17 protein-coding genes and 1 tRNA gene are annotated in these 25,061 nt (G+C 65.6%); 11 read left to right on the top strand and 7 right to left on the bottom strand.

Annotated features, from left to right (window positions below):
- The first annotated feature begins 255 nt into the window (after positions 1–255).
- The gene (locus VIN30_RS00380; RefSeq protein WP_338208361.1) at positions 256–1,506 is read left to right on the top strand and encodes a glycoside hydrolase family 3 N-terminal domain-containing protein; all 1,251 of its coding nucleotides are present in this window, start codon (positions 256–258) and stop codon (positions 1,504–1,506) included.
- 465 nt (positions 1,507–1,971) lie between these two features.
- Here VIN30_RS00380 and VIN30_RS00375 read toward each other — a convergent pair whose 3' ends face one another.
- On the bottom strand, positions 1,972–3,552 hold the full coding sequence (locus VIN30_RS00375; RefSeq protein ID WP_338208359.1) for a Tat pathway signal protein: 1,581 nt from the start codon (positions 3,550–3,552) through the stop codon (positions 1,972–1,974).
- 177 nt (positions 3,553–3,729) lie between these two features.
- On the opposite strand from VIN30_RS00375, the gene VIN30_RS00370 reads away from it, so the two are divergent.
- Positions 3,730–4,434: a response regulator transcription factor gene (locus tag VIN30_RS00370; RefSeq protein WP_016310340.1), complete on the top strand. Its 705-nt coding sequence runs from the start codon at positions 3,730–3,732 to the stop codon at positions 4,432–4,434.
- Positions 4,435–4,458: 24 nt separating this feature from the next.
- Positions 4,459–6,027: a sensor histidine kinase gene (locus tag VIN30_RS00365; protein ID WP_338208355.1), complete on the top strand. Its 1,569-nt coding sequence runs from the start codon at positions 4,459–4,461 to the stop codon at positions 6,025–6,027.
- A gap of 252 nt (positions 6,028–6,279) precedes the next feature.
- On the opposite strand, the gene VIN30_RS00360 is transcribed toward VIN30_RS00365, so the two are convergent.
- Together VIN30_RS00360 and VIN30_RS00355 are read right to left on the bottom strand one after the other, a co-directional pair.
- Positions 6,280–7,806, bottom strand: coding sequence for an ATP-binding protein (locus VIN30_RS00360; protein ID WP_338208353.1), 1,527 nt, complete (start codon positions 7,804–7,806; stop codon positions 6,280–6,282).
- Between the two features lie 20 nt (positions 7,807–7,826).
- Positions 7,827–8,087, bottom strand: a complete 261-nt coding sequence (locus VIN30_RS00355) for a hypothetical protein (protein ID WP_338208351.1) — start codon at positions 8,085–8,087, stop codon at positions 7,827–7,829.
- 95 nt (positions 8,088–8,182) lie between these two features.
- On the opposite strand from VIN30_RS00355, the gene VIN30_RS00350 reads away from it, so the two are divergent.
- The 3 genes from VIN30_RS00350 to VIN30_RS00340 all read left to right on the top strand — a co-directional run bounded on the left by VIN30_RS00350 (position 8,183) and on the right by VIN30_RS00340 (position 14,048).
- Positions 8,183–9,064: a phosphoribosylaminoimidazolesuccinocarboxamide synthase gene (locus VIN30_RS00350; RefSeq protein ID WP_338208349.1), complete on the top strand. Its 882-nt coding sequence runs from the start codon at positions 8,183–8,185 to the stop codon at positions 9,062–9,064.
- Between the two features lie 123 nt (positions 9,065–9,187).
- On the top strand, positions 9,188–9,943 hold the full coding sequence (locus VIN30_RS00345) for a hypothetical protein (RefSeq protein ID WP_338208347.1): 756 nt from the start codon (positions 9,188–9,190) through the stop codon (positions 9,941–9,943).
- 265 nt (positions 9,944–10,208) lie between these two features.
- The gene (locus tag VIN30_RS00340) at positions 10,209–14,048 is read left to right on the top strand and encodes a phosphoribosylformylglycinamidine synthase (protein WP_338208345.1); all 3,840 of its coding nucleotides are present in this window, start codon (positions 10,209–10,211) and stop codon (positions 14,046–14,048) included.
- Between the two features lie 120 nt (positions 14,049–14,168).
- Here VIN30_RS00340 and VIN30_RS00335 read toward each other — a convergent pair whose 3' ends face one another.
- On the bottom strand, positions 14,169–15,068 hold the full coding sequence (locus VIN30_RS00335) for an Rpn family recombination-promoting nuclease/putative transposase (RefSeq protein ID WP_338208343.1): 900 nt from the start codon (positions 15,066–15,068) through the stop codon (positions 14,169–14,171).
- 245 nt (positions 15,069–15,313) lie between these two features.
- Positions 15,314–16,456 (bottom strand): RNA polymerase sigma factor, encoded by a 1,143-nt coding sequence (locus VIN30_RS00330; protein ID WP_338208341.1) that lies wholly within the window; start codon positions 16,454–16,456, stop codon positions 15,314–15,316.
- Positions 16,457–17,632: 1,176 nt separating this feature from the next.
- Here VIN30_RS00330 and VIN30_RS00325 point away from each other — a divergent pair.
- From VIN30_RS00325 to VIN30_RS00310, 4 genes are all read left to right on the top strand, one after another.
- Entirely contained in the window at positions 17,633–19,279 is a 1,647-nt protein-coding gene (locus VIN30_RS00325; RefSeq protein ID WP_338208339.1) for a hypothetical protein, read from the top strand.
- Between the two features lie 34 nt (positions 19,280–19,313).
- On the top strand, positions 19,314–20,513 hold the full coding sequence (locus tag VIN30_RS00320; RefSeq protein WP_338208337.1) for a hypothetical protein: 1,200 nt from the start codon (positions 19,314–19,316) through the stop codon (positions 20,511–20,513).
- Complete coding sequence (locus tag VIN30_RS00315; protein WP_326426231.1) at positions 20,497–20,688, top strand: hypothetical protein; 192 nt, start codon at positions 20,497–20,499, stop codon at positions 20,686–20,688. Before VIN30_RS00320 ends, VIN30_RS00315 begins: the two co-directional genes overlap by 17 nt.
- 142 nt (positions 20,689–20,830) lie before the next feature.
- Positions 20,831–21,340: a GNAT family N-acetyltransferase gene (locus VIN30_RS00310; protein ID WP_326426233.1), complete on the top strand. Its 510-nt coding sequence runs from the start codon at positions 20,831–20,833 to the stop codon at positions 21,338–21,340.
- A 197-nt stretch (positions 21,341–21,537) separates the two neighbouring features.
- Here the strand turns inward: VIN30_RS00310 and VIN30_RS00305 are convergent.
- Positions 21,538–21,621, bottom strand: a tRNA-Leu gene (locus tag VIN30_RS00305).
- A 52-nt stretch (positions 21,622–21,673) separates the two neighbouring features.
- Positions 21,674–23,173 carry a sodium-dependent transporter gene (locus VIN30_RS00300; RefSeq protein WP_338208334.1) on the bottom strand — a complete coding sequence of 500 codons (1,500 nt, stop codon included), beginning with the start codon at positions 23,171–23,173 and terminating at the stop codon, positions 21,674–21,676.
- Positions 23,174–23,397: 224 nt separating this feature from the next.
- Between VIN30_RS00300 and VIN30_RS00295 the strand changes: the two genes are divergently transcribed.
- Positions 23,398–24,942 (top strand): Mbeg1-like protein, encoded by a 1,545-nt coding sequence (locus VIN30_RS00295; protein ID WP_338208332.1) that lies wholly within the window; start codon positions 23,398–23,400, stop codon positions 24,940–24,942.
- Positions 24,943–25,061 lie beyond the last annotated feature (119 nt).

Genomic DNA, 25,061 nt, shown 5'->3' with positions numbered 1-25,061 from the left:
GGGCCTCCGAGCCGTGGTCGCTGTTGGTGCAGCTTCTATTATTCCCGAAAACGGGCCGCCACGCGACGGACTCCACAGAAAGTCGCGCGTCCGTTACGCGCTTGGCTGAGAATCGGCGTTCCGCCGAGCCTTCTGGAGCCGCCGCATCGAGCGCACGGTATTCCCGTTTCGTTGGTTGAAAAGGCGCTGCGCCTGCCCTATGCTGGATGGGTGCATGCGCTTTGTTCCGATACGCGCCGTTACAGGAGGCCTCCCATGGGCATCTCGACCAATTCCGTTACCCGCCGCCGGTTCGTGTGGCTCGGTGCCACCGCGGCGGCCACTTTGGCCCTGGGCGGCTGCGATGGCGCCTCGCACGAGGTGGCTCCCTCGGCCACGGCTTTCGACGAGCCGGCCGATGGCGAGGCTGCGGCCAATGGTGATGCGGGCAGTGCCCAGGCCGAGGCCCAGGCCGCCGTGGCAGCGCGCGTGGATGCCATGACCCTGGAGCAGAAGGTGGCTCAGCTGTTCGTGGTGGCCCCCGAGGCGCTGGTGGAGGGTGTGTCGCAGGTGACGCGGGCGGGGGACGCCACTCATGAGGGCGTGAAGGCGTGGCCCGTGGGCGGCATCGTGTATTTCGCCCCGAACCTGACCGACCCCGACCAAACCACGACGATGCTTTCCAGTGTGCACGGGTTCTATGAGGAAGACAGCAACGTGCCGCCGTTTCTGGCAGTGGACGAGGAGGGCGGCAGCGTGGCGCGGGTGGCTTCGAACGAGGCCTTCGGCGTGCAAGATGTGGGTGACGCGTCTGCCCTCGGCGCGGCGGGGGATGCCGCGGCGGCGGGTCAGGCGGCCGGGCAGATTGCGGGCTACCTGAAGCCGCTCGGCTTCAACCTTGATTTCGCGCCCGTGTGCGATGTGGTGGACCCTCTGCGCAGCGACACCATGGGGCTGCGTTCGTTCTCCAGCGACGCCGAGGTGTGCGCGGCGATGGTGAAAGCCGAGGTGCGGGGTTTTCTGGATGCCGGCATGCTGTGCTGCGCGAAGCACTTCCCGGGTATCGGTGCGGCCGCGGGCGACAGCCACACCGGCGCCATCACCATCGACAAGACAGCCGACGAGCTGGCCGCGGTGGATCTGGTTCCCTTCAAGGCGGCCATCGAGGCAGGTGTGCCGATGATTATGGTGGGCCACCTGAACCTGCCCCAGGTGGTCGGCGACGACACGCCGGCGCCTCTGGCCAGCGTGGTGGTGCAGGACATGCTGCGCGATACCTTGGGGTTCACGGGCATCGTGGTGACCGACTCGCTTTCCATGGGAGCCGTCACCGATCGCTACAGCCCGGCCGAGGCGGCAGTGGCCGCGCTGGCCGCCGGGTGCGACGTGCCGCTGATGCCGGAGAACTTCCGCGAAGCCTACCAGGGCGTGCTGGATGCCGTGGCCGCCGGCACGCTGACCGAGGAACGCATCGACGAGTCTGTCACGCGTATCCTCCTGGCAAAGCAGCAGTATATCGGCCTGTAGGGGCGGCCTTTAGGCCGCCCGCCGCTGACATCTTTGCCGGGCGGGCTGAAGCCCGCCCCTACGGGGGCGCCGCCGGGCGAGCTGAACGGGCGGGCTAAAGCCCGCCCCTACGAGGGTGGCGCCTACGAGGATGGCGCCTGCGGGATTCCTTGCTGGGAAATGCACGTAGGGGCGGCCTTCAGGCCGTCCGCCGCCAGTGCCTCGTCGGGCGAACTGAACGGGCGGGCTGAAGCCCGCCCCTCCGGGGGCGCCGCCGGGCGAGCTGAACGGGCGGGCTAAAGCCCGCCCCTACGAGGGTGGCGCCTACGAGGATGGCGCCTGCGGGATTCCTTGCTGGGAAATGCACGTAGGGGCGGCCTTCAGGCCGCCCGCCGCCAGTGCCTCGTCGGGCGAACTGAACGGGCGGGCTGAAGCCCGCCCCTACGGGGGGCGGACGTGCGCTATGCGGAGGGACTCGGTTGTGGGTTACGCCACGGGTTGCCACACGCGCACGAGGCAGTGCTTGGTCTGCTTGCCGTCGAGCGATGTGTGGTCGATGTTGCTGTAGGTAATGGTGCGACTGCCCATGTTGGTGGACGCGATGAAGTCGCCGTAGCTGCTGGCCCCGTTTTCCAAGGGCAGCGACGTGTAGCGCTTCGACGCCAAGTCCACCGCGCACACGCTGCTCTGGCCGCGCACCATCACCCAATTGCCGCACCAGGCCGGTGCTGACAGGGGGTTGCGGGCGTAGTGGAACCACTGCTGGTCGCTGTAGGCTTTGGTGCTGGCATTCGCCGCCGTGCCAGACAGATGCGGGCCGCCGGCCTCGGTGCCCTCGTCACTGGGCTCGTCGCCTTCCAGCGAAGGGCGCTCGAACGATGCCAGGGGCATGTAGGTGCCCAGGTTCGCGATGCCGTCGCCGTAGTTGTAGATGCCGTCGAAGGCGAAGTTGAAGCCCGTCTTGCCGTAGCCGCATTCGAAGGGGCGCATCGATGAGGGCAGCACGCACGCGTCGGTGACCTGGCCCGTGGAGCCTTCGATGCGGGTGAGCTGATAGTAGGTGCCGCTGGTGCGAGCGCGGGGCGAGGCGATGACGGCGTCGCCGCACGAGGTGGGCGCGCAGGCCATGCGGCCCTTCGACTCGTACACCACTTCCACATCGGCCGTGCCGAAGGCGGCGCGCTTCAGCAGGGAATTTTCCACTCGAGCGTTGCCGTCAAGCTGGGGCAGGCGCTGCCAGAAGCCGTAGTTCGCGGCGCAGGCCAAGGTGGGCATCTCCCAGTCGGCATCGCCCTCGTCCAGCAGCTGCGGCTCGCCCAAGGTTTCGCCCGACAGGGCGGCGCCGTACACGCGCCAGATGCTGTCCATGATGTCGGCTTCCGTCCAGATAACGCCGGCGCTGTTGGCGCGCACGTCGTAAATTTCGAAACCCTCGTCCTCGCCCACGGCGTGTTCCAGCACCGTGACGTAGTCGCCCTGATCGGGAAGGATGAGGCCGATCTGTGCCAGCGGCTTGGCCACCTCGGTGGGAAGCAGGCAGGCGGCCACGGCGTCGTCGCATGACCACACCAGCGACCCGAAGGGCAGCTTGATGGAGGCCGTCAGCTCCATGACCGTGGAGGCGTCGTCGATCTTCTCCAGGTCGTTCGATGAGAACACGGCGTCCTGCGGCACGGAAAGGGTGTCGGTGGAATCGGCCCCCTTCGACTGGCCCGAGGCGTAAGCGGCCCCGGTGCCCATGAGGGCCAGCGCGGCTATGCCGGCGGCGCCGTACAGGAAATGGCGGCGCGTCAGCAGCACCTCGTGACCGCCGGGCAGCGTGATCTCGCGACCCTCGGTGGCGTCGGCGCGGGGGGTGGGGGCCGACGGTGCGCGGCGCACCTTCACCTTGACGGTGTGGGCGCCTGCCGACGGCGAGCCGGGACGCGCGGCGCCCGGAGCCGTGCGGCGGCCGAGGCGCGAGGAAGTTTTGGGAGAATCACCCGCGGACCGCTTCGGGGCACCGCTGCGGGGGCGGTGCTGCGCCGAGGGGGTCGGCCGGGTGCGCGTGGTTCGTTTCTGTGGCATGGGTGTATTGTGTCATTTCGCATACGCCTCGGCGACCGTATGGCGCTAAACGCTACAATAAACGCAAACACGACCGCCGGGCTGATATATATCGCGACCGCAAAGAAATCGCAGGTCAGATAGGGTATCAGCTTTGGTGACCAGAACGGAACGTTAGCGAATACGAGGAGCGCACTCATGAGCAACGAGACACGTCGCATTCTGCTCGTCGAGGACGAGAAGGCCATCCGCGATGCGGTGACCGCCTATTTGGAGCGCGAGAACTACTGGGTTACGGCCGTGGGCGACGGCCAGGACGCCCTGGAAGAGTTCCAGAAGCACCATTTCGATCTGGTGATCCTGGATCTCATGCTGCCCCGTGTGCCGGGTGAGCGCGTTTGCCGCGTCATCCGCGACACGTCGGATGTACCCATCATCATGCTCACTGCCAAGGGCGAGGTGGAGGATCGCATCATCGGCCTGGAGCTGGGTGCCGACGACTACCTGGTGAAGCCCTTCAGCCCCCGTGAGCTGGTGGCCCGCGCCCGCGCCCTGCTGCGTCGCGTGCACGCCGATTCCGAACCTCAGCGCGAGGTGCTGGAGTTCGGCGAGCTGACCATCGACGTGTCGGGCCACAAGGTGCTCGTCTCCGGCGAGGAGATCGACCTCACCGCCAGCGAGTTCAAGCTGCTCACCACGCTGTCGCGCTATCCGGGCCGCGTGTATTCCCGCATGGAGCTGGTGGAGAAGGTGCTCGGCTACGACTTCGAGGGCTATGAGCGCACCATCGACTCGCACGTGAAGAACCTGCGCGCCAAGATCGGCGACAACCCCCGCAGCCCCAAGTGGCTGCACACCGTGCACGGCGTGGGCTACCGCTTCGAGGATCCCACCAAGCAGTAAGCGCCCCCGATTTGAAGGAGCTCCATGACTGAGGTGGAACCCAAGCCCCGCATCCTGGAAACTGCTGAAGAGGTCGCCCCGCCGGCGACCTCTTCGCCGTCTGTAACGCGCAAGCCCCCGAGGCGCCGCCGGCTGCGCTGGTCCAGCTTTTCCTACACCACGCGTGTCACCCTGGCCTTCGCGCTGATCGCCGCCATGACGGCGCTGGTGGCCATCGGCGTGGTGTCGTTCGTGTGGGAACAGCACTTCCGCACCTACACGGCCGACAACATGCAGACGCTGTGCAAGACCACGGCCGACCGCATCGCCATGCTGTACGACCAGTCGGGCAGCTTGTGGGATCCCGAGACCACCAAGCCCGCCGCCCAGGCGGTGGAGCTGACCAGCGGCGTGGGTGTGAAGGTGATCGACGACAACGGGGAAGTGCCCTTCGATTCCTCCATCGTCATCGATGAGGAGCAGGCGGGCACGTTGAAGTCCTTCGAGCCGTCTGATCGGTCGCAGCTGGCGGTGGCGCCCATTCAGGCGGCCGACGGCGAGACCGTGGGCTACGTGCGCCTGTGGGTGTACGGCAGCGAGGCCCTGATGCGCCAGCCCGACCAGGAGTTCCGCGACAATTCCTACCAGGCCATGTTCATCGCCGCGGCGGTGGCCATCGTGCTGGCCAGCTGCATCGGCTTTTTGTTCGCGCGCAATTTGGTGGCGCCCATCAACCGCATCATGGGGGCCGCCCGCGCTATCGGCAAAGGCGACCTTTCGGCGCGCACCGACTTGCACGGCGAGGACGAGGTGGCGCGCCTCGGCGAGACCTTCGATGCCATGGCCGAGTCGGTGGAGAAGGATCGCGACCTGGAGCGGCGTCTGACCACCGATGTGGCCCACGAGCTGCGCACGCCGCTGATGGCCATCCAGGCCACGGTGGAGGCCATGGTGGACGGCGTGTACGAGGCCGACGAGGAGCGCCTGGTGACGGTGAATTCCGAGATTCAGCGCCTGAGCCGTTTGGTGAACGCGCTGCTGAAGCTGTCGCGTCTGGAAAACCGCGCCGACCCCATGAAGGAAGAGGTGGTGAACGTGGGCGACCTTATCGCCGGCATCATCGCCACCCACGAGATGTTCGTGTCCGATTCGGGGCTCACCTTGGAATACGATGCACAGCCCGACGTGCAGGTGAAGGGCGACGCCGACATGATTCGCCAGGCCACGGCCAATCTCATCTCGAACGCCGTGCGCTACACGCCCGAGGGGGGTCATATCCAGGTCAGCGTGCGCAAGGGCGACATCATGGCCTCCATTGCCGTGAAGGACACGGGCATCGGCCTTTCCAAGGAAGAGGCCCGCATGGTGTTCTCGCGCTTCTGGCGCGCCGATGCCGGGCGCAACCGCGAGAGCGGCGGCTTGGGCGTGGGCCTGGCCGTGGTGAAGGAGATCGTCGATCGCCATGGCGGCTGGGTGCAGGTGGAAGGCGAGAAGGGCAAGGGGGCGTGCTTCACCATCCACATCCCACTGTACGACGCAGCTGTCGAGTCCCGCGACCGCAAGGGCGCCATCCCCCGGGTGGGTCACAAGAAGCAGCCGAAGTCTGGCCGATAGAGCAGCGCCGCCCCAGCATGAATCGCTGGGGCGGCTGTTTTTCGGGCGGGGCAAAGCGGCGAAGGACGGCGAAGGAGTGGCGAAGATCTCGCCTCCGTCGCCGCCCGATCAACATCATTTTCTGGAAATGATGTTGAGAATGATGTTGATGTGCAGTCCATCTACCTGGGAAAACTCTTCAACATCAACATCATTTCCCAGAATGATGTTGAAAATGATGTTGACGCTGATGCCATGGACGTCGGAAGCGCCCTATAGGACGATCCACTCTCCCCGAGCGGCCGCGCCCCGCCTTTGAAGGCGCCCCTCTTGCTTGAGCGCCCGTATGTCGCGATCGACCGTTGCGCGGGCGACATGCAGGTGAAGCCGAATGTCCTCGATGGTGGCATGGGGGTTTTCGCTTACGAAGGCCAAAAGCCGGGCGCGGCGCAGCTGGCCCGAGATGCGCGCGGCTGCTTCCGCGGGAGAATCCTGCCCTGTGCGACTGCCGCGACTGCCTCGTGTGCCCTCGGCATCCGAGGGCGAGATGTCAGACGGCTGGTTCGCGTAGAGCGTGACGAGGAAGTACAGCCGCTCCTCGTCGGTTTCGAAAAGCGGATCGGGGGAGCCGTTTTCCCGGGAGGCCCGCAGGATTTTCGCCAAGCCCGTGTTTCGACCTTCGGTGAGTCTCATTTCCTTGAGAAACTCGCCCACGCGTCGATTGCGGTAGCGCCGACTCAGGGCCCGGTAGGCTCGCAGTCCCTCGATGCTGATGGAACGATCGGCTCCCGGATGACTGAGGATCTCTATGCGGTCGGGCAGTACGCGCACCTCAATAGGCTCGCGCGAGTCGTAGCCTTTGTGGTACACGGCGTTCGACAAAGACTCTTCGATGGCGGCGTAGGGGTAGTTGAAGAAGCGTTCGGCCTCGGCGGCGTCGGGGCGCTTGACCACCTGCTCCTCCACCACAGTGTTCTTCAAATACTGCAGCGCGTCGCGTAGTTGCTGGTGAAGGGGGCCGGTGAAAGTGTGCTCGATAATGCGGTCGCCGCCTTCTCCCTCGGGGAACTCAACGATGTCGATTTGCGCGTAGGGGAAGAATTTTTCCGGCGTCATGGAGAAGAACATGAGTCCGACGTTTTTAGGCTTCAGGTATTCGTCGGGCCCTGCGACGATGTTCATGTTGCGGCATAGGTCACGAAAATCGAGGGTGTCGGCATGCTGGTAGAGCGAGCTGCCAACTTCCTTCAGGTATCCCTTGATGAGCGAGATGTTGAGGTCGGCCAGGTCGGCGTCATGGTTGATGCAATCATCGAAGGGGATGTTGTTGGCGAGGGTGTACAGATCGCGCTTTTCGGCCTCGGAGGGCTTGATGGTGCTGCTCATCTTGCGAATCCAGTAAATGCGCTCCGATGGCTTGCCCGTGGGCACCTTGGGCGACGAATAGGGCCGCTGGCTTCCGCCGGGCGCCCACACCATAATAAACAGCTTGCCCTCGTGCTTGACCACTTCGGTGATGGGCGCGTAGTCGGGTTGGATCAGCTTGCATTTGTTGAGCATGTCCTTGAGGTACGCGTCTACCTTGGCGGGGTCGACGCCGACCAGCTCGCCCGGCGTTCCATCGTCGGTGCTGCGAACGCCGATGACCAGATAGCCGCCTCCCCAGTTGTCCAGGTCATTAGCGAAAGCGCAGATAGTTTTGAGCGATGCCTCGGGATCCCAGGTCTCCTTGAATTCTAGGCGTCCCCATTCAACAACGCCGCCTTCCAGAAGAGTGGTGAGGTTGGTGGGAAGCGCCACGCGGTCTCCTTTGCTTCGGGCTATTCGTTCGATTGCATATTAACATCATTTTGGGAAATGACGTTGAAAATGATGTTGATATGCAGTCCATCTACCTGGGAAAACTCTTCAACATCAACATCATTTCCCAAAATGATGTTGAAAATGATGTTGATGTTGATGTTGATGTTGAGGGGGCCCGGCGGGTTCTGACGGGGCCGTTTTGTGACGGGACCGGCTGCCGCGCCGCAGGGTTGGCGGCCTGTGCCGTGTGCGTGATGGAGTCGCGGGGACGTTCCCATTTGTGCCATAATGAGCGATACGCAAAAATGCGTCCGAAGTGCCGTTTTCGGGCGCCGAGACCAAGCAACGGGAGACCGTAAGAGAAAGGGTGCTCATGACGGGAATCGACATCGCCCCCGACGCGCAGGGCAAGGTGCGTGATCTGTACGATTTGGGGGACAAGCTGCTGCTGGTGGCTACCGACCGCATTTCGGCCTTCGATTACATTCTGGAGGACGAGATTCCCTATAAGGGCCAGGTGCTCACCCAGCTGTCGAAGTTCTGGTTCGAGCTTCTGGACGGCGTGGTGGACAACCACCTCATCTCCACCGATGTGGCCGATCTGCCCGAGCAGTTCCAGCCCTACGCCGACTACCTGCGCGGCCGTTTCATGCTGGTGAAGAAGGCCGAGATGTTCCCCGCTGAGTGCATCGTGCGCGGATATTTGGCCGGCAGCGGCCTGAAGGAGTACCAGCGCGAGGGCACCGTGTGCGGCATTGCGCTGCCCGAGGGGCTGGTGAATTCCTCGAAGCTGCCCGAGCCCATCTTCACGCCCTCCACCAAGGCCGAGATCGGCGACCACGACGAGAACATCTCCTACGAGCGTCTGGTGGAGATCATCGGCGAGGACGACGCTTCCGCCCTGCGCGATCTGGCGCTGGCCGTGTACACCGCCGCCGCCAATCATGCGGCCGAGCGCGGCGTGATCATCGCCGACACGAAGTTCGAGTTCGGCCGTTTGGGCGACACCATCATCTTGGCCGACGAGGTGCTCACGCCCGATTCGTCGCGCTTCTGGCCGGGCGACGCCTACGCCGAGGGCGCCGACCAGCCCAGCTTCGACAAGCAGTTCGTGCGCGATTGGCTGACGGCCAACTGGGATAAGACGGGCACGCCGCCGCGCCTGCCCCAGGATGTCATCGACGCCACGTCGGCCAAGTACATACAGGCCTACGAGCTTATTACCGGCCAGAAGTTCGATCCCGCGACCTTCTAGTTCGTTCCACGCAAGACCCGCTATGTCATTCTGAGCGAGCGGAGCGAGTCGAAGAACCTCGCGAGGTCTTCCGACTTCGGCCTTGCGGCCTACGCTCAAGATGGCATGATTTGAAGGAGAGAAATGTCCCAGCGCAACCCCATGAACGAGCGGTACACCTCCGAAGACCGCCGCGGCACCACCCGCAAGAGCGCCGCTTCGGCCAAGCCGAAGTCGAAGGCGGCCTCGTCGGTTACCGTGGTGCCCGGCAAGAAGGTGAAGACCAAACAGGAGATCAAGGCCGAGCAGCGCGAGGAAGAGCGCAAGCGCCGCGAGTTCAACAATCGTTATTACAAGCCCGACACCCTGCGTTACAAGCGCCTGCGCATCGTGTGGTGGGTGCTGCTGGTGCTGGCCATCGGCTGCTGTGCCCTGGCGTTCGTGGGGCAGGACTTCCTGCCCGGCCAGGTGGGCGTGGCGGTGCTGGTGCTCACCTACGTGTTCCTCATCGCGGCGTTCGTTATCGACCTGTGGCCCGTGCGCAAGGAGCGCAACGCCTACCAGGCGCGCATGCGCGAGGTTGAGGCGAAACGCGAGAAGGCCGAGCGTGCCGCTCGCCAGGCTGAACAGGCTAAGAAGAGCCAGGCAGCGAAGAAGAAGGGCTCCGGCAAGAACCAGAACCGCCACGCGGCGCAGAAGCAGGGCGGCGGTTCCGCTGAGGGGGATGCTGCCGAGGTCGATGGGGCTGATGGGGCTGCGTCCGACGAGGCGCCGGCGAAACCCGCGCGTCGCGGTCTGTTTGGCAGCGGTTTCCGTCTTTCCAACCGCGAGAAGATGCAGGCCGAGAAAAAGGCCGCCAAGGAGGCCAAGGCCGCCGAGAAGGCGGAAGAGGCCGAGTAGCAAACGCCCGCCCGCACCACGGAGACCGTAGGGGCAGCGGTCGTAGGGGCGGGCTTCAGCCCGCCCGCGGGAATCGGTCGACCCCCCCCCCGGGAGGCCTGAAGGCCTCCCCTACGAGGGCCAGGCGGGAAGAGATCGTAGGGGCGGGCTTCAGCCCGCCCGCGGGAGATGGCCGACCGGGGGGCGGGAGATGGCCGTAGGGGCGGGCTTCAGCCCGCCCGACTCAAGGAACTGGTACCTTCACTGCGAAGAGAGAGGCACATTCATGGTATCTCGCGTCTATGTTGAGAAGAAGCCCGGGTTCGACGGAGAAGCCCGCGCTCTCGCCGCCGAGCTGCGTGACATTGTGGGCATTGCCGGGCTTACCGGCATGCGTTTGGTGAACCGCTACGATGTGGAAGGCGCGAGCGACGAGTTGTTTGCCTCCTGCGTGCCCACGGTGTTCTCCGAGCCGCAGTCCGACATCGCCACCTTCGAGCTGCCCGAGGCGAACGGCGCGGCGGTGTTCGCCGTGGAGTTTTTGCCCGGACAGTTCGACCAGCGCGCCGATTCGGCCAGCGAGTGCATCCAGCTCATCAGCCAGGGCGAGCGTCCCGCCGTGCGCTCGGCGGTGGTGTACTACTTGGAGGGCGACCTGTCGCAGGACGACGTGGAAGCGGTGAAGCGCTACGTCATCAACCCCGTGGAGGCCCGCGAGGCCTCGCTGGAGGAGCGCGATACCCTGGTCATGGCCTTCGAACGCCCGGCCGACGTGGAGGTCATTTCTGGCTTCACCGAGCTTTCCGACGACGAGCTGGCCGCCTTCATCGCCGAGCGCGGTCTGGCCATGGACTTGGCCGACATTCAGTTCTGCCGCGCGTACTTCGCCGAGGAGGGGCGCGACCCGTCCATCACCGAGATCAAGATGATCGACACCTACTGGTCGGACCACTGCCGCCACACCACCTTCGGCACGGTGCTCGATGACGTGGACATTGCCGACGCCAACGTGCAGGCGGCCTTCGACCGCTATCTGGAGCTGCGCCACGAGCTCGGCCGCGACGAGAAGCCCGTGTGCCTCATGGACATGGGCACCATCGGCGCGAAGTGGCTGAAGAAGCAGGGTATCCTTACCGGGCTCGACGAGTCCGAGGAAATCAACGCCTGCACCATCAAGTGCAAGGTGGATGTCGACGGCGAGGAGCAGGACTGGCTGTACCTGTTCAAGAACGAGACCCACAACCACCCCACCGAGATCGAGCCCTTCGGCGGCGCGGCCACCTGCGTGGGCGGCGCCATCCGCGACCCCTTGTCCGGCCGCTCCTACGTGTACCAGGCCATGCGTGTTACGGGTGCGGCCGATCCCACGGTGCCCGTGGCCGACACCATTCCTGGCAAGCTGCCCCAGCGCAAGCTGGTGACCACGGCGGCGGCCGGCTATTCCTCCTACGGCAACCAGATCGGCCTGGCCACCGGCCAGGTGCACGAGCTGTACCACCCCGGCTATGCCGCCAAGCGCATGGAGATCGGCGCGGTGGTGGGCGCTACCCCGGCCGACCACGTGCGCCGCGAGACGCCGGCGCCGGGGGATGTGGTGGTGCTCCTCGGTGGCCGCACGGGCCGCGACGGCATCGGCGGCGCGACGGGCTCTTCCAAGGCCCATTCCGTGGAATCGCTGGAAAGCTGCGGGGCCGAGGTGCAGAAGGGCAACGCGCCGGTGGAGCGCAAGATCCAGCGCCTCTTCCGCCGCGGCGACGCCTGTCGCATGATCAAGCGCTGCAACGACTTCGGCGCCGGCGGCGTGTCGGTGGCCATCGGCGAGCTGGCCGACGGCCTGGACATCAACCTGGACGCCGTGCCCAAGAAGTACGACGGTCTTGACGGCACCGAGCTTGCCATCTCCGAGTCCCAGGAGCGCATGGCCGTGGCCCTCGCGCCCGAGGACGTGGATGCCTTTATCGCGCTTGCCCACGAGGAGAACCTGGAGGCCACGCCGGTGGCCGTGGTCACCGAGGAGCCGCGGGTGCGCATGCACTGGCGCGGCAGCACCATCGTGGACGTGAGCCGCGAGTTCCTGGCGAGCAACGGCGCGCCGAAGCACGCGGCGGTGACGGTGCCGGCGCCGGCTACGCCAAGCTACGCCGAAAGCGCCTGCGACCGCGCCTTCGAGGCCGTATCCGACCTGACCGACCCCGTGGTGGACGCGGTGTGTGACGGTGCTTCGCTGGAGACATCCCTCTCGGCGCTTATGGGCGACATCAACCGCGCCTGCAACAAGGGCCTCGTGGAGCGCTTCGACTCCACCATCGGCGCCGCCACGGTGCTCATGCCCTTCGGCGGCGCGCACCAGCTCACGCCGGCGCTGGCCATGGTGGCGAAGCTGCCGGTGCTCGGCGGGAAGACCACCACGGTCTCGGGCCTGTCCTGGGGCTTCAACCCGTACCTGTCGTCGTTCGACCCCTATGCGGGCGCCTATATGGCCGTGCTCGACTCGGTGGCGAAGCTGGTGGCCACGGGCTTCGAGCGGGCGAACATGTACCTCACGTTCCAGGAGTACTTCGAGAAGCTGCGCCAGGACCCGGAGCGCTGGGGCAAGCCCATGCGCGCGGTGCTTGGCGCGCTCATGGCCCAGATCGACTTCGGCGTGGGCGCCATCGGCGGCAAGGACTCCATGTCCGGCTCCTTCGAGGATTTGGACGTGCCGCCGACGCTTGTGTCCTTCGCCACGGCCATCGGCTCGGTCGATCGCGTCACGTCGCCGGAGCTGAAGGAGGCGGGCAGCGCCCTTGTGTGGCTCACGCCCGAAGACGCGCTCGCTCCCAGCCTGTGCGCCACCTTCGACGCCGTGGAGCACCTCATCGGCGCCGGCGTGGTGCGCGCTTGCGCGAGCGGCGCCTACGGTGGCCTGGCCGAGACCCTCGTGAAGATGGCCGTGGGCAACGGCGTGGGCGTGGCCACCTCCGATGAGGTGGATGCGGGCGTGCTGTTCGAGCCGGCCTACGGCTCCTTCGCGCTGGAGCTGGCCGCCGGTGAGGACGCCCAGTCGGTGGTTACCCGCCTGGAGGACGCCGGGCTCGACGCCAATGTGGACGTGCTGGATCTGGGTCGCGTGACCGAGGCCTACGAGCTGGTCTGCGACGGCCAGGTGGCCGATCTTGCCGTGGTGCAGGAGGCTTGGGAGCGCGGAAGCGGTTTGGAGGGCGTGTTCCCGTACCGTACGTCGCCCGAGGAGGCGGCGGCTGCCGAGGAGGTGTCCGCTCTGAGCTTCGAGGGCGAGCCGGCCCCGGCCTACCATGGCCCGGCATTGATCGGCGACGGGTTCGGTGCCCCTCGCGTGGTCATCCCGGTGTTCCCCGGTAACAACTGCGAGTACGATTCCGCTGCTGCCTTCGAGCGGGCCGGCGCTATCCCTACGGTGTATGTGGTGAACAACCTGACGCCCGAGGCCGTGGCCGAATCCACCGCCGAGCTGGCGCGCCTTATCGGCGAGTCGCAGATCGTCATGATTCCCGGCGGCTTCTCGGGTGGCGACGAGCCCGACGGCTCGGCGAAGTTCATCACGGCGTTCTTCCGCGCCCCGCAGGTGACCGAGGCCGTGCGCGACTTGCTGCAGCGCCGCGATGGCCTCATGCTCGGCATCTGCAACGGCTTCCAGGCCCTGGTGAAGCTGGGGCTCGTGCCCTTCGGCGACATCCGTCCTATGGATGACGGATGCGCCACCCTCACCTTCAACAACATCGGCCGTCACCAGAGCACGCTCGTGCGCACGCGAGTGGCCAGCACGATGTCTCCCTGGATGAGCAAGATGGAGGTGGGCGACATTCACACGGTGGCTATCAGCCACGGCGAGGGCCGCTTCGTGGCACCGCAGCCGCTGTTGGATCAGATGATCGCGGACGGCCAGATTGCCACCCAGTATGTGGATGAGGCTGGCGTGCCTTCTATGGACCTTTCGGTGAACCCCAACGGAAGTGTGCTCGCCATCGAGGGCATCACGAGCCCCGACGGTCGCGTGCTCGGCAAGATGGGCCACACCGAGAGAAGCGGCGCAGGTCTGTACAAGAACGCCTTCGGTAACACCTATCAGCCCCTGTTCGAGGGCGGTGTGGACTACTTCCGCGGGTAGCCTAACCCTTCGCTGCAGTATTCTGCATGCAAAACAAGGGAAGGAGCCATATTGGCTCCTTCCCTGCATTTCATCGTCCTATGAGCTGCCCTCGAAGCTACTTCCAAACAAGGATTGGGCTTACGCCTTTGACTCGAATTCCCGCAACAGTTGGTCGCGAAACTCCTTGTCGTGGGCCGCACGCTTCAAATCCTCAAGACGTCCCTGATCGAGCAATTGGTCGGCGAGAGCGGCGAACTGCGCAGCGCCCTGCTCGATACCCTGCTCGATACCCTGCTCGATACCCTGCTCGATACCCTGCTCGATACCCTGCTCGATACCCTGCGCAAGACCTTCCTCGATACCCTCTTTGCGAGCAAGGCGCAAGCCTATGCGATGACGACGGGCGTCGTTCTCCTCAATGGTGCTGACAGACCACACTTTACCCACCCACTTTCGATCTGCATTTGCCTCGGAAACGGCCGCGTGGATTTCCTGGGATAAGGGGCCGTCAGGCTCATCGGTTTCCACGTATCTTAGCAGATCAAGCAGTTCTTCATTGGCCAGATCGCTCCAGGCTTCCGCATTAAGGGCGATCCAGTGCGACTCGTCCCCAATGGCCTGGTGCGGCGCCTCTCGGCACGAACGCTCGATGGTATATGCGGGAAGCCCCTGCTGAAAAGGGTCCTGCACGCAAATGAATACGATGAAGCTCTCCGTGAGGCCGTCGTAGTCGCTGCCGCGAGGAATGGCTCGCATGTCAAGCGCCGACTGGTAGTAGCGAAATCGCTTGCCGAGCAGAAGTTCCGGCTCTACCTGCATCTCAATATCGTAGGCATGGCTGTCGTCCTGGGCGAAAATATCCATGCGCACGCCGCGGTTGTCCGGAGAAGGCTCGATGACCTGCTCGGCGTTCAGGTAAGTGATCTCTTTCGCCTTAATGCCGGTGGTGGCTCTGATGACTTTGCGGCAAATCGACTCCTGCAGCATCACGCGGTTGAACATCCATCGATTGGAAAAGGGAAGGTTGCGCTGCTCCATGGCTCGCCTCTCTGCACGGGTGCTAGTGGTGAGTCGAGCCTACAACAGCAGAACCGTCATTCTGTCTCGGGAACTGTCGGCGAGGTGTCGCGCCCCTTTCGCACCTTCGTCGGCAAAACACCGCCCGCGAGTCGCTCGCGTGCCGCTTCTGGGCCGCAGCAGTGTCCAGCGGCTGCCGTCGCCGGACCGCTTTCGGTAGGCCGCAGGGGTCGTGGATGGGGAGAGACCGGAAGGCATGTGGAAAGTTATTCCCAGTCGGAGATTGAGATGGGGTCTTCGGGTGGGAGGGTTACGGTGATGGTGCCTTCGGAGGTGTTTCCGAGGGTGTCGATGGCGGTCAAAACGTAGGTTCCGCTCGGAATTTCGAAACGGTAAACGGTCGCTCCTGAGCCGTCAGAGGTGCTCTCAAGGCTCGTAGCGTCGTGCCGCGCACCCTTGTTGTCGGTCACATATGCCTCGGCGATACCGGTCTCGTCGGTCAGCGTCAGCACCGTGCATCCGCGCTCGGTGGCCATGGCCGCCAGCTGCGGGCCAGCGGCGTCGGCGGGCTCGGCCGCAGGGGCCGTTTCGGCCGTGGGAACGGGCGTCTCGCTAATCACCTCGGGTGCCGAGAACACCGGTCGCTCCATGGAAAGCGCCGCGGCCAGACATCCTATTACCACCAGGGCCGATGCGGCCGCCACCGCCCGCACCGCGCCGTCCGACGGCCACGATCGCACGCGCCGCGCCCGCGGCAGCACGCCCTCGGCCAGCGGATGCTCCACCGCTCCCGCCAGCAGCACGGGGAAGGCGGCGCCCCGCGGCAGATCGTCCAGGCGCCCGCGTAGTTTGTCCAGCGCACGACGGATGGTGCGCTTCACCGTGCTCGGCGACATGTCCAGCGCTTCGGCGATGTCGTCCAGGCGCATCTCCTGGTAGAAGCGCAGCAGTATCACCTCGCGCTCGCGTTCGTCCAACACCTCGCGCAGCGCCTGGGCCAGTCGCTCGTGCTCGTCGCGCGCGTCCACCACCAGGGCCGGATCGGCCGTCTCGTCGGCTACGCGCCCGCTGAGCATGGTCTCGTCCAGCGACGCCACGTCGTCGCGCACCAGCATGGTCTCGCGCGAACGGGTGGCGCGGTCGTAATAGCGCAGGCACGCGTTGTGCCCCACGGCGTGCAGGTACCCCACAAACGATCGCGGCTTGATATCGGCGATGTTCTGCCAGGCAATCAGGTACACTTCCTGCAGAATGTCGGTGGCCGCCTCGGCCCCCACCTTGGTGGAGATGTTGAAAAACTGCGCCTGGGCCGTGCGCTGGTACAGCGTGCGGAACGCCTCGCGATCGCCCGCCTGGGCGCGCCTCACCAGTTCAGCCAGCTCATCGTAGGGGTTCGCACCCAAGCCCATGTTGCGTACCGTGCCTTCCTTCGGGAATGTCGGGGCGCAGTGTACCACAGGGGGTTTCAGGTGCCCTTTAATCCAGGCTGGGCTGCGGAGCGGGGGAGACCGTTGGCGCCTCCGACGGCCCAGGCAATGGCGGCGCTCGCGCGGTGCAAGAAACGGGATATGTGAAGAGACTGTGAAGGTGGCAGCTCAGTGTCAGAAATGATGACCCGTTTTCCCATAGATATGGATATTAGGCTTCGATAAATTGTCCCTTGTACCAAAATGCCTGATGAGAGAGGCTTTCGCAAAGGAGGAGCGGTTATGAGGAGAAGAGGAGAACGCCCGCACGACAGCGGGGAAGTGGCGTTGAAGTCTCACCGTCCAGCGGCTGCTTCCCGACACCGCATGCCCTCTTTTCTGGGCCGCGCAACAAGAATGGCCCTCGCCATCCTGCTCGCCGCAACCCTTTTGCCCCTGGTGCCGGGAAGCCCCGCCGTGGAGGAGGCCGAGGCGGATTTTGCAGGCACTACGAACTATGCCGATTTTTTCAATGGAACGGGCACGCCCATTCGCCCAATTAGCGGAGGACTTCTTCGCATGGCCTCTACAGAGAATGCATCTGACTACAGTGGCACAAATCCCTATAGAAGTGACGGTCGATTCACTTCGATAAAGCCTGTTTCCCTTAAGCATGATTGGCAGTTGAAGTTTACAGGGCAGCTTCCTAATCCTGTGGCTCCTGGCTCACAACTTGCGATGAATGTGGCCTTCACCACAGGACTTGAGTCTGGCAGCAATGGCACTTTCTTTGGCATTAAGAAGAGGGTGGCGGAGACAAGTTCCACCATTGAAAGCGTGATTCAGCTTAATGAGCCAGGTTTGACAAGCGATCAGGTTATAGCAAATGAGTTGAAGGTTAATTGGCCGGGGGCTACGGCTCAAATCACCCTCACATATAGCTACACGGGTAATTCCCTTGTAGTTAATGTGGCTGGAGTGGGGACTAGGACCATTAATAAAGTGCGCGATAAGTTGTCAAGCCCGACGCTTGCTAGTGCCAATTTGTACTTTGCGGGTCAAATTGTGTGGTGGGGAGCCGCCGCTAGCTCTGCTCCGCCCGATCGGAGACTTACCGTTGCTGCCACTTTTCAATCTATGTCCCTTCCTCACTTCGACCCTGTCATTAAGGACATCAAGATGTACCGCACGGACGGCACCCTCATCGGGTCCAACGACTACGTGGCGCCCGGCACGACCGTGCGCGTGGAGGCGGTGCTGCAGAACACCAACGCTAGCGCCGGGAGCGAGGAGTTCCCACTGCACCTGAAGCTGCTGGGCGCGACGCACTCCAAGTACCCCACGTCCGGCATGACCGTGTCGGGAGACGTCGCCGCATCGGCCGGCCAGGCGGTCACGCTGAAGGGCACTACCGAGAACAAGGTCACGTTCAACGCGAAAATTGACGGGCCCGCCGGCACGGCGGCCTCCATCGGGCTGCAGCTGGTGGACGACTCCTTCGGGGGCACCTACGAGGCCGGAGCGAAGCTCCTGAACGAGCACCCGCTCGTGCCCGGCGACGGCACCGGCCCGGGCACGCCCGGCTCGGACTGGCACTACACGCGGCTTCCCGCCGCCAACGAGAACGGGTGGAACAGGTCGCCGGTCACCGTCACCTTCTACCCCGGGGACTTCGACCGGATGGAGCTGACGCCCTCGGAGGACGCGGGCGCCACCCTGACCGCTGCCGACCCGGCGTGGACGCGGGCGGGGGACACCGCGGGGCTGTCGCTGTCGGCCCAGGCGAGGAAGGACTCCACGGGCGTGCTCTCCACCCAGCGGGCCGGCACGGTCAAGCTCGACCAGACCGCCCCGCGGCTGTCGCTCGATCCGGCCCTGCGGACGCTCACGGCCGACGACTCGGCCGAGGTGGCCTCCGGCATCTGGCGGCTGCACCGCACGGGGCCGTCGGGCGCCGTGGGCACGGGCGCGCAGGCCGGGGTCTACAAGCCGTTCGACCTGACGGACGGCGACGGGGAATCGGTGCAGACGGTGGCGAACGTCCCCAACGGCTGGTACGTCGCCGAGGACGCCGCGGGCAACCTGTCGGCGCCGGTGAAGGTGTCGACCACCGAGCCGCCCAGCGTGGAGCGGCCCGATCCCGGCGACCCGGACGGCCCCGAGCCGGCCGGCCCGCCCTACGACCCCGGCAGCGACCCCGTGCCGCCCCCGACCTTCACCGAGGACGACGGGGGGCTGCGCCACGCCCTCATCGAGGAGAGCGTGTCCGAGATGATCGACCCGGCGTCGCCGCCCTTCGGGGGCCTGCTGGAGAAGTCCGAGGCCTCGGCCATGATGGACTACCGCTACGCGGCCACCTCCGCGGCCGCGCCGGTGTCCGTCTCCGACGAGCTGCTGGACGCCGCGGGCAACGCGATCGCCTCCTTCGACACGAAGGCCCCCGGCGAGTGCCTCATCCGCCGTGTCATCACCGACTCCCAGGGCAACACCACTACCATCCTGCTGCACTACTCCACCACCCGGGACAGCTGCCCGGTCATCCGGCCGCTGCAGCCGAAGGACCCCTCCGATCCGTCCGGGCCGAAGGAGCCCGGCGACCCGCTGGAGCCCACCGGTTCGGTGACCAAGAACCCCGACGGCACCCAGTCCGTCGAAGTCGCCTGCGAGGTGACCGAGGCGGTCTGCCACGGCACCATGGACGGCCCGGGCGCCGAGGCCCTGCTGCGGCGGCACTTCCTGCCCACCGACGTGGACGGAGGCAGCGGCGTCACGGTGACCGTGCAGTCGATGAAGAACGCCTCGGGGGGGGGGTATCTCCGCGATTGACACCTCGCGGCCGGCCGACTACCTGATCACCTACTTGGTACGAGATGCGGCCGGCAACAGCACCACCGTGCGGCTCACCTACCACCTGGTCGCCTCGCACGTGCCCGGCGTCATCGTCACGCCCGACCCGGGCACCGACCTGGTGCCGCGCCCCGGCGACGACCCGCTGAACCCGAAGCCGCGGCCCGTCGACCCGTCCTATCCGCCCGAGGTGGCGCCCGACGGCACCCAGCACGCCGTCATCGATGACGCGATGCGCGTGAAGGTGCAGCAGGGCAAGACCCTCACCTTGGCCGACGCCCGCAGCCTCATGCTGCGCCGCTACTCCTTCACGCCCGAGGGCGGCGGCGCCATGGCCGAGCTGTCCCTGGCCCTGGCCGACGCCAAGGGGTCGCCCGTGCCGGCTGTGGATCTCTCGCATCCCGGCTCGTGGCTCATCACCTGGAAGGTGGCCGACCAGAGCGGCAACACCGTCACCATCCGCCTGCGCTATCTGGTGACGTCCGATGCGCCCACCGTGACCCCCGATGGTCCGGGTGACGGCTCTGGCGGCGACGGTTCGGGCGGCGTTATCGGCGGCAACCCGCCGGAGGTGCCCATCACGCCCACCAGCACCGACTTCGATCCTGAAACGGGGCTCACCCACTCCGTGGTGGAGGATCACGTGATAGTGGGTACCACCGAGACACCGCTGACGGCTCAGGCCATGGCATCGTTCATCGACGCGCGCTATCGCATTGCAGCGGCCATGGGCGGCAACGTGACGGCTGGCGATGTGCGCCTGACCGATGCCTACGGCGCTGCAGTAGCCTCCATCGACCGCTCCGTTCCGGGCACGTGGCATGCCGAGCAGGTGTTCACCGACGAGTACGGCAACACCACCACCCTGCGGCTCACCTACGAGGTGCGCGAGGGCGCAGTGCAGGGCGGCATTTCCGACGGCAACGGCTCGTCGGGGGCCGATTCGGGCGGCGTGTCGGTGAGCGAAGCAGGTCCGGTAACGGGTTCCGGCAACGGCGACGGCCGCAACCGGTGGGCGTCGGCCATTCACCAGCTGCCCCAGACCGGCGGCATCCTGGGCCCCTGCCCGCTGCATATTATGTTCGTGCTCATCATGGTGCTGGCCAGCGCCTACACCTTAATGCGCCTGCGTCAGGAGTCTAACAAGCGGGAAGACCGTCGCGGCGCTTGCAACGCCCCAGGGGAGGAGTCGTGCCATGAGCCTGTGCGATAAGCTGCTGTATTCCCTGTTCGTGCTGGCCGCCGTAACGCTGGCGGCCCTGAACTACTGCGTCATGGACTGGCTATGGGGCACCGCGACGGTAGCGGTGGTGCTGGCCTGGGCTTACCTGCTGCACCGCCGTTGCCACCGCACCCAGCAAGAGTCTTCCCGAGAAAGTGACCGCTAGCCCGCTGCCCCCCATCTTGCATTTCTCAACCAACTATCCTTTGACGTTTGCGGCGGCGCAGTTCTCCGTTTTGCGAAGGGAGTCGCACGCGCGGCGGGTACAATAGGCGCCGGCTTCGTATGCGACAAGGGAGGAATCGGCCATGGGCGTGCTCGACAAGATTTCCGTGAAGGTAACCCGACCCTACCGGGAAGAGGACGTGCCGGCCATGGTGCCCATTTGGAATACCGTGGTGGAGGACGGCCGGGCCTTTCCCCAGGAAGAACCGCTGGGTGTAGATGCGGCGCGGGAATTTTTCGCCGCGCAGTCGCACACGGCGGTGGTCACGGTGGCGGGGCGCATTGTGGGGCTGTACATCCTGCATCCGAACAATGTGGGGCGCTGCGGCCATGTGGCCAATGCCAGCTATGCGGTGTCCGACAAGCTGCGCGGTCGCGGCCTGGGTCGGCTGTTGGTGGAGGACTCGCTGCGTCAGGCGGGGGAGCTGGGTTTTCGCGGGCTGCAGTTTAATGCCGTGGTTGCCAGCAATGCCGGCGCCATCGCTCTGTACGAGAAGCTGGGATTCGTGCGCATCGGTACCATTCCCGGTGGCTTCCGCAACAAGGACGACCAGTACGAGGACATGCACATTTTCTACCACGAGACCTGCTAGAGGTTTCGCGATTCGCCTGAGGACGCAGTGCCCCCACGCCTCGTGGCACGGGCGCGGGCGACAAGGTCGTGCTTGCGGGCAGCCTGAAGGCTGCCCCTACGGAGGTAGCGGGGAGGCTGCCCCTACGAAAGCGGTAGGGAGGCTGCGGCAGTACCTGCCAACAAAAACGGCTCCCCGTGGGGAGCCGTTGCAGTTTATGGTGCCCGAGGCGGGATTTGAACCCGCACACCTTGCGGCAACGGTTTTTGAGACCGTCGTGTCTGCCGTTCCACCACTCGGGCTCAAGGGCACCAGAGCAGTATAGCGGAAGGGCGCGTCAGCGTCGAGGCAGAATTAGGCCAATCCGCACCACAACATGATCTTCGGCACATAGCCCATGATGAAGATGATGATAATGAGCGCCGGTAGCCCGAACGTGAGCCAGCCGCGCGCCCAGCGGGGGAACTTCATGCCGTTGCCCGCATCGGCCTCGGCCAGGAAGTTGTTCCAGCCCCAGCCTTTGCGGGTCACGCAGAACATCACGTACAGCAGGCTGCCCAGGGGCAGCAGGTTGTTCGACACGATGAAGTCCTCGATGGACTGGATGTCGCCGATGCCCGGCACGGTCACGCCGGCCCACAGGTTGAAGCCCAGCGCGCAGGGCAGGCTGAGCACGGTGACCAGGATGGCCGTGCGCTTGATGGCGTCGCGGCGCGACAGGTCCCATTTCTCCATGGTGAAGGTGATGAGGTTCTCGAACACGGCGATGATGGTGGACAGCGCCGCGAAGCTCATGAACACGAAGAACAGCGTGCCCCACAGCTGGCCCAGCGGCATCTGCTCGAACACGCTCGGCAGCGTGATGAACACGAGCGAGGGGCCCGAATCGGGAGCTACGGCAAAGGCGAAGCAAGCAGGGAAGATGATGAGGCCCGCCAGGATGGCCACCAGCGTGTCCAGGCCGCAGATGCGCAGCGCCTCGCCGGTGAGCGAGTTCTGCTTGCCGATGCGGCTGCCGAACACCTCCATGGCCGAAATGCCCAGCGACAGCGTGAAGAACGCCTGGCCCATGGCGGCGTACACGGCCTCGCCGAAGCCGGCCATGCCGCCGTCGAACATCTTCCCGAAGTCGGGCACCAGATAGAAGGCCAGACCCTCGGCCGCCCCGGGCAGCGTGACCGAGCGCACCACGAGCAGCCCCATCACGGCCAACAGGCAGATCATCATGATCTTGGTAATGCGCTCCACGCCCTTCTGCAGGCCGAAGCTGCACACGAAAAAGCCGATGACGATAACGGCCAGCATCCAGCCCACCATCTCGGAGGGGTTGGCCAGCATGGCGCCGAACACGCCGCCGACGCCCTCGGGATCAAGCCCCACGAAGGTGCCGGTGGCCATTTTGGCGGTGTAGGCCAACATCCAGCCGCAGACGGTGGTGTAGAACATCATGAGCAGCATGCAGCCGACGTATCCCCACCAGCTGAACCAGTGCCAGCGGCGCGAGGGCTGCAGCACGTCGAAGGCGAGCGCGCCCGAACGCTGGGAGGCGCGGCCCACGGCGAACTCCATCACCATGACGGGCAGGCCCAGAATAACGAGGAATACCAGGTACAGGAGGATGAACGCCGCACCGCCGTACTCGCCGGCAATGTAGGGGAAGCGCCACACGTTGCCGAGGCCAATGGCGCAGCCGGCCGAGATGAGGATGAACCCGAGGCGGCTGGCGAAGTGCTCGCGGGGCGCGGCGGCGCTGCCGATGCCGGTGGGGATGTCGCCTCCGGCGGGGTTCGCGTCGCAGGTGGGCGCGGCCGCATCGCGGGCCGGAGCGGGGATGGAAGCAGGATCGGTGGCCATGGTGACTCCTGATGCTTGGGGCGCCGTGGCGCTGGCGGCCGGAGCTGGGTTGAAGCCGGGTCGCGGGGAATTGCCGAGCGGCGCGTTTGAACGAAATTGCAGGAGCCATTGTAGCGGAAGGTGACCGATGCGGTCATGATAAGTGTTGGGAGGATTGGCAACGGCTTTGTGTCTGGGGGAGAGGATGCTGTGCGGGCGCGCGCTCGGTGCGGCATAATGAAACCATGAACGATGTGCTCACATATTTGGAAGAGCAGCTGGCCCCCTTCAGCGAGGTACCCTTCAATGCTGTGGATTCGGCGCTGCTCGCGCAGTTCTGCATGGCTCGCGGCGAAGGCGTGATGCCCCGAGTGAGCCAGGCGGGGGACGCGGGGCCGCAGCGCGAGGCCATGCGCCCGGCATCCGACGGGAAGCTGGCCGCGCTGCGGTTGCGGCTCACCCGCTGGCGCGACCGCGGGGCGCGGCGTGGGCGCAGCGGCCATGGGCGCGAGGAGCATCGGGCGGCTGTAACGGCGGGCCGGGACGATGCGGCGGCATCCCGTGCGGGTGCTCTGAAGTCAGCAGCTGGTGCGCCCATGGCGGGCGATTCCGCAGCGAGTGGCACCGCCCCCGCCGCTTCCGACGCGGTGGTTCGCGACCGACTCGAGATGGCCCAGGACGCGCAGGCGCCCACCGAGCCCGTCCGCTTTGCCGACCTTATGCGGGCCGAGCTGTTTTCCACCATGTTCTCGGGCATGCACGCGGCTCAGATGAGGCAGCAGCTCTTCCTCATGGCGGCAAGCCCCCGCTACCGCGACTTGCTCGTCTACGATCACGTGGCCGCTTTCGACGAGGTGCTGGACATGCAGTTCGCCGCCACCGCCTTCGTGTGCCCGGGCCAGTTCGTCTACGTGGGCTTCCGCGGCACCGACACCACGCTCACCGGCTGGCGCGAGGACTTCAACATGGCCTACATGGTGCCCGTGCCGGGCCAAGATCTGGCCGCCCGTTACCTGGCGGCGGTGGCGGCCGACGAGCGCGTACCCGGCCCTATCATTGTGGGAGGCCATTCCAAGGGCGGCAATCTGGCCGAGTACGCGGCTCTTACGGCGGCGCCTGCCGTGCAGGACCGCATTGCGCACGTGTACAACCACGACGGCCCCGGATTTATGCCCGGCACGTTCTCGGCGGCCGACTACGCGCCGCTGGCGGGCCGCATGACCAAGCAGGTGCCGGAGGACTCCATGGTGGGCATCCTCATGGCGTCGCAGATGCCTGTGCAGGTGGTGCACGCGACGGGTCGCGGTTTCGAGCAGCACTCGGTCTACCGCTGGGAAGTGGCTGATGCGGCTGAGGGTCGGGAGAAAAGTGCGAAGAATGGGGGCCATGCGAAGGGTTCCGCCGGGACGAAGGGCGGTGAAGCGGCGACTGCAGACAAGCGCGCGGATGCAGAAGGCGCCTTCGTCACGGTGCCCGCGCTGCCCGAGCGCACCCAGCGGCGCGCCCAGGCGCTGGACCAGTGGTTGGCCTCCATGGACGGCGAGGGGCGCAAGCGCATGGTGGACGCCCTGTTCAACGCCGTGAAAGCCGCAGGTGTTACCGATGCGGCCCAGCTGTTCGAAGGCGGTCACGAGTGGGCCATCCTGCGCGACGGCGTGATGCGGGCTCCCATGCAGGATCGCACGGCCATGCTGGAGGCCCTGCGCGGCATCACCCGCGCTTTCAGCGACGTGACCGCCGAGCGCAACAACGCCCGCCGCGACGCCCACCGCAAGCCCAAAACCACTTAGCCGCCACCGCCTGAACCCCCGTAGGGGCGGCCTTCAGGCCGCCCGCATCGCCCCCAGTCGGCCAATTAATCCCCCGCGGCCGATCAATCCCGTAGGGGCGGGCTTCAGCCCGCCCGCGG

The sequence above is a fragment of the Adlercreutzia wanghongyangiae genome, from assembly GCF_035989245.1.
GTDB lineage: Bacteria > Actinomycetota > Coriobacteriia > Coriobacteriales > Eggerthellaceae > Adlercreutzia > Adlercreutzia wanghongyangiae.
This window is presented reverse-complemented; position numbering and strand designations above follow the sequence as displayed.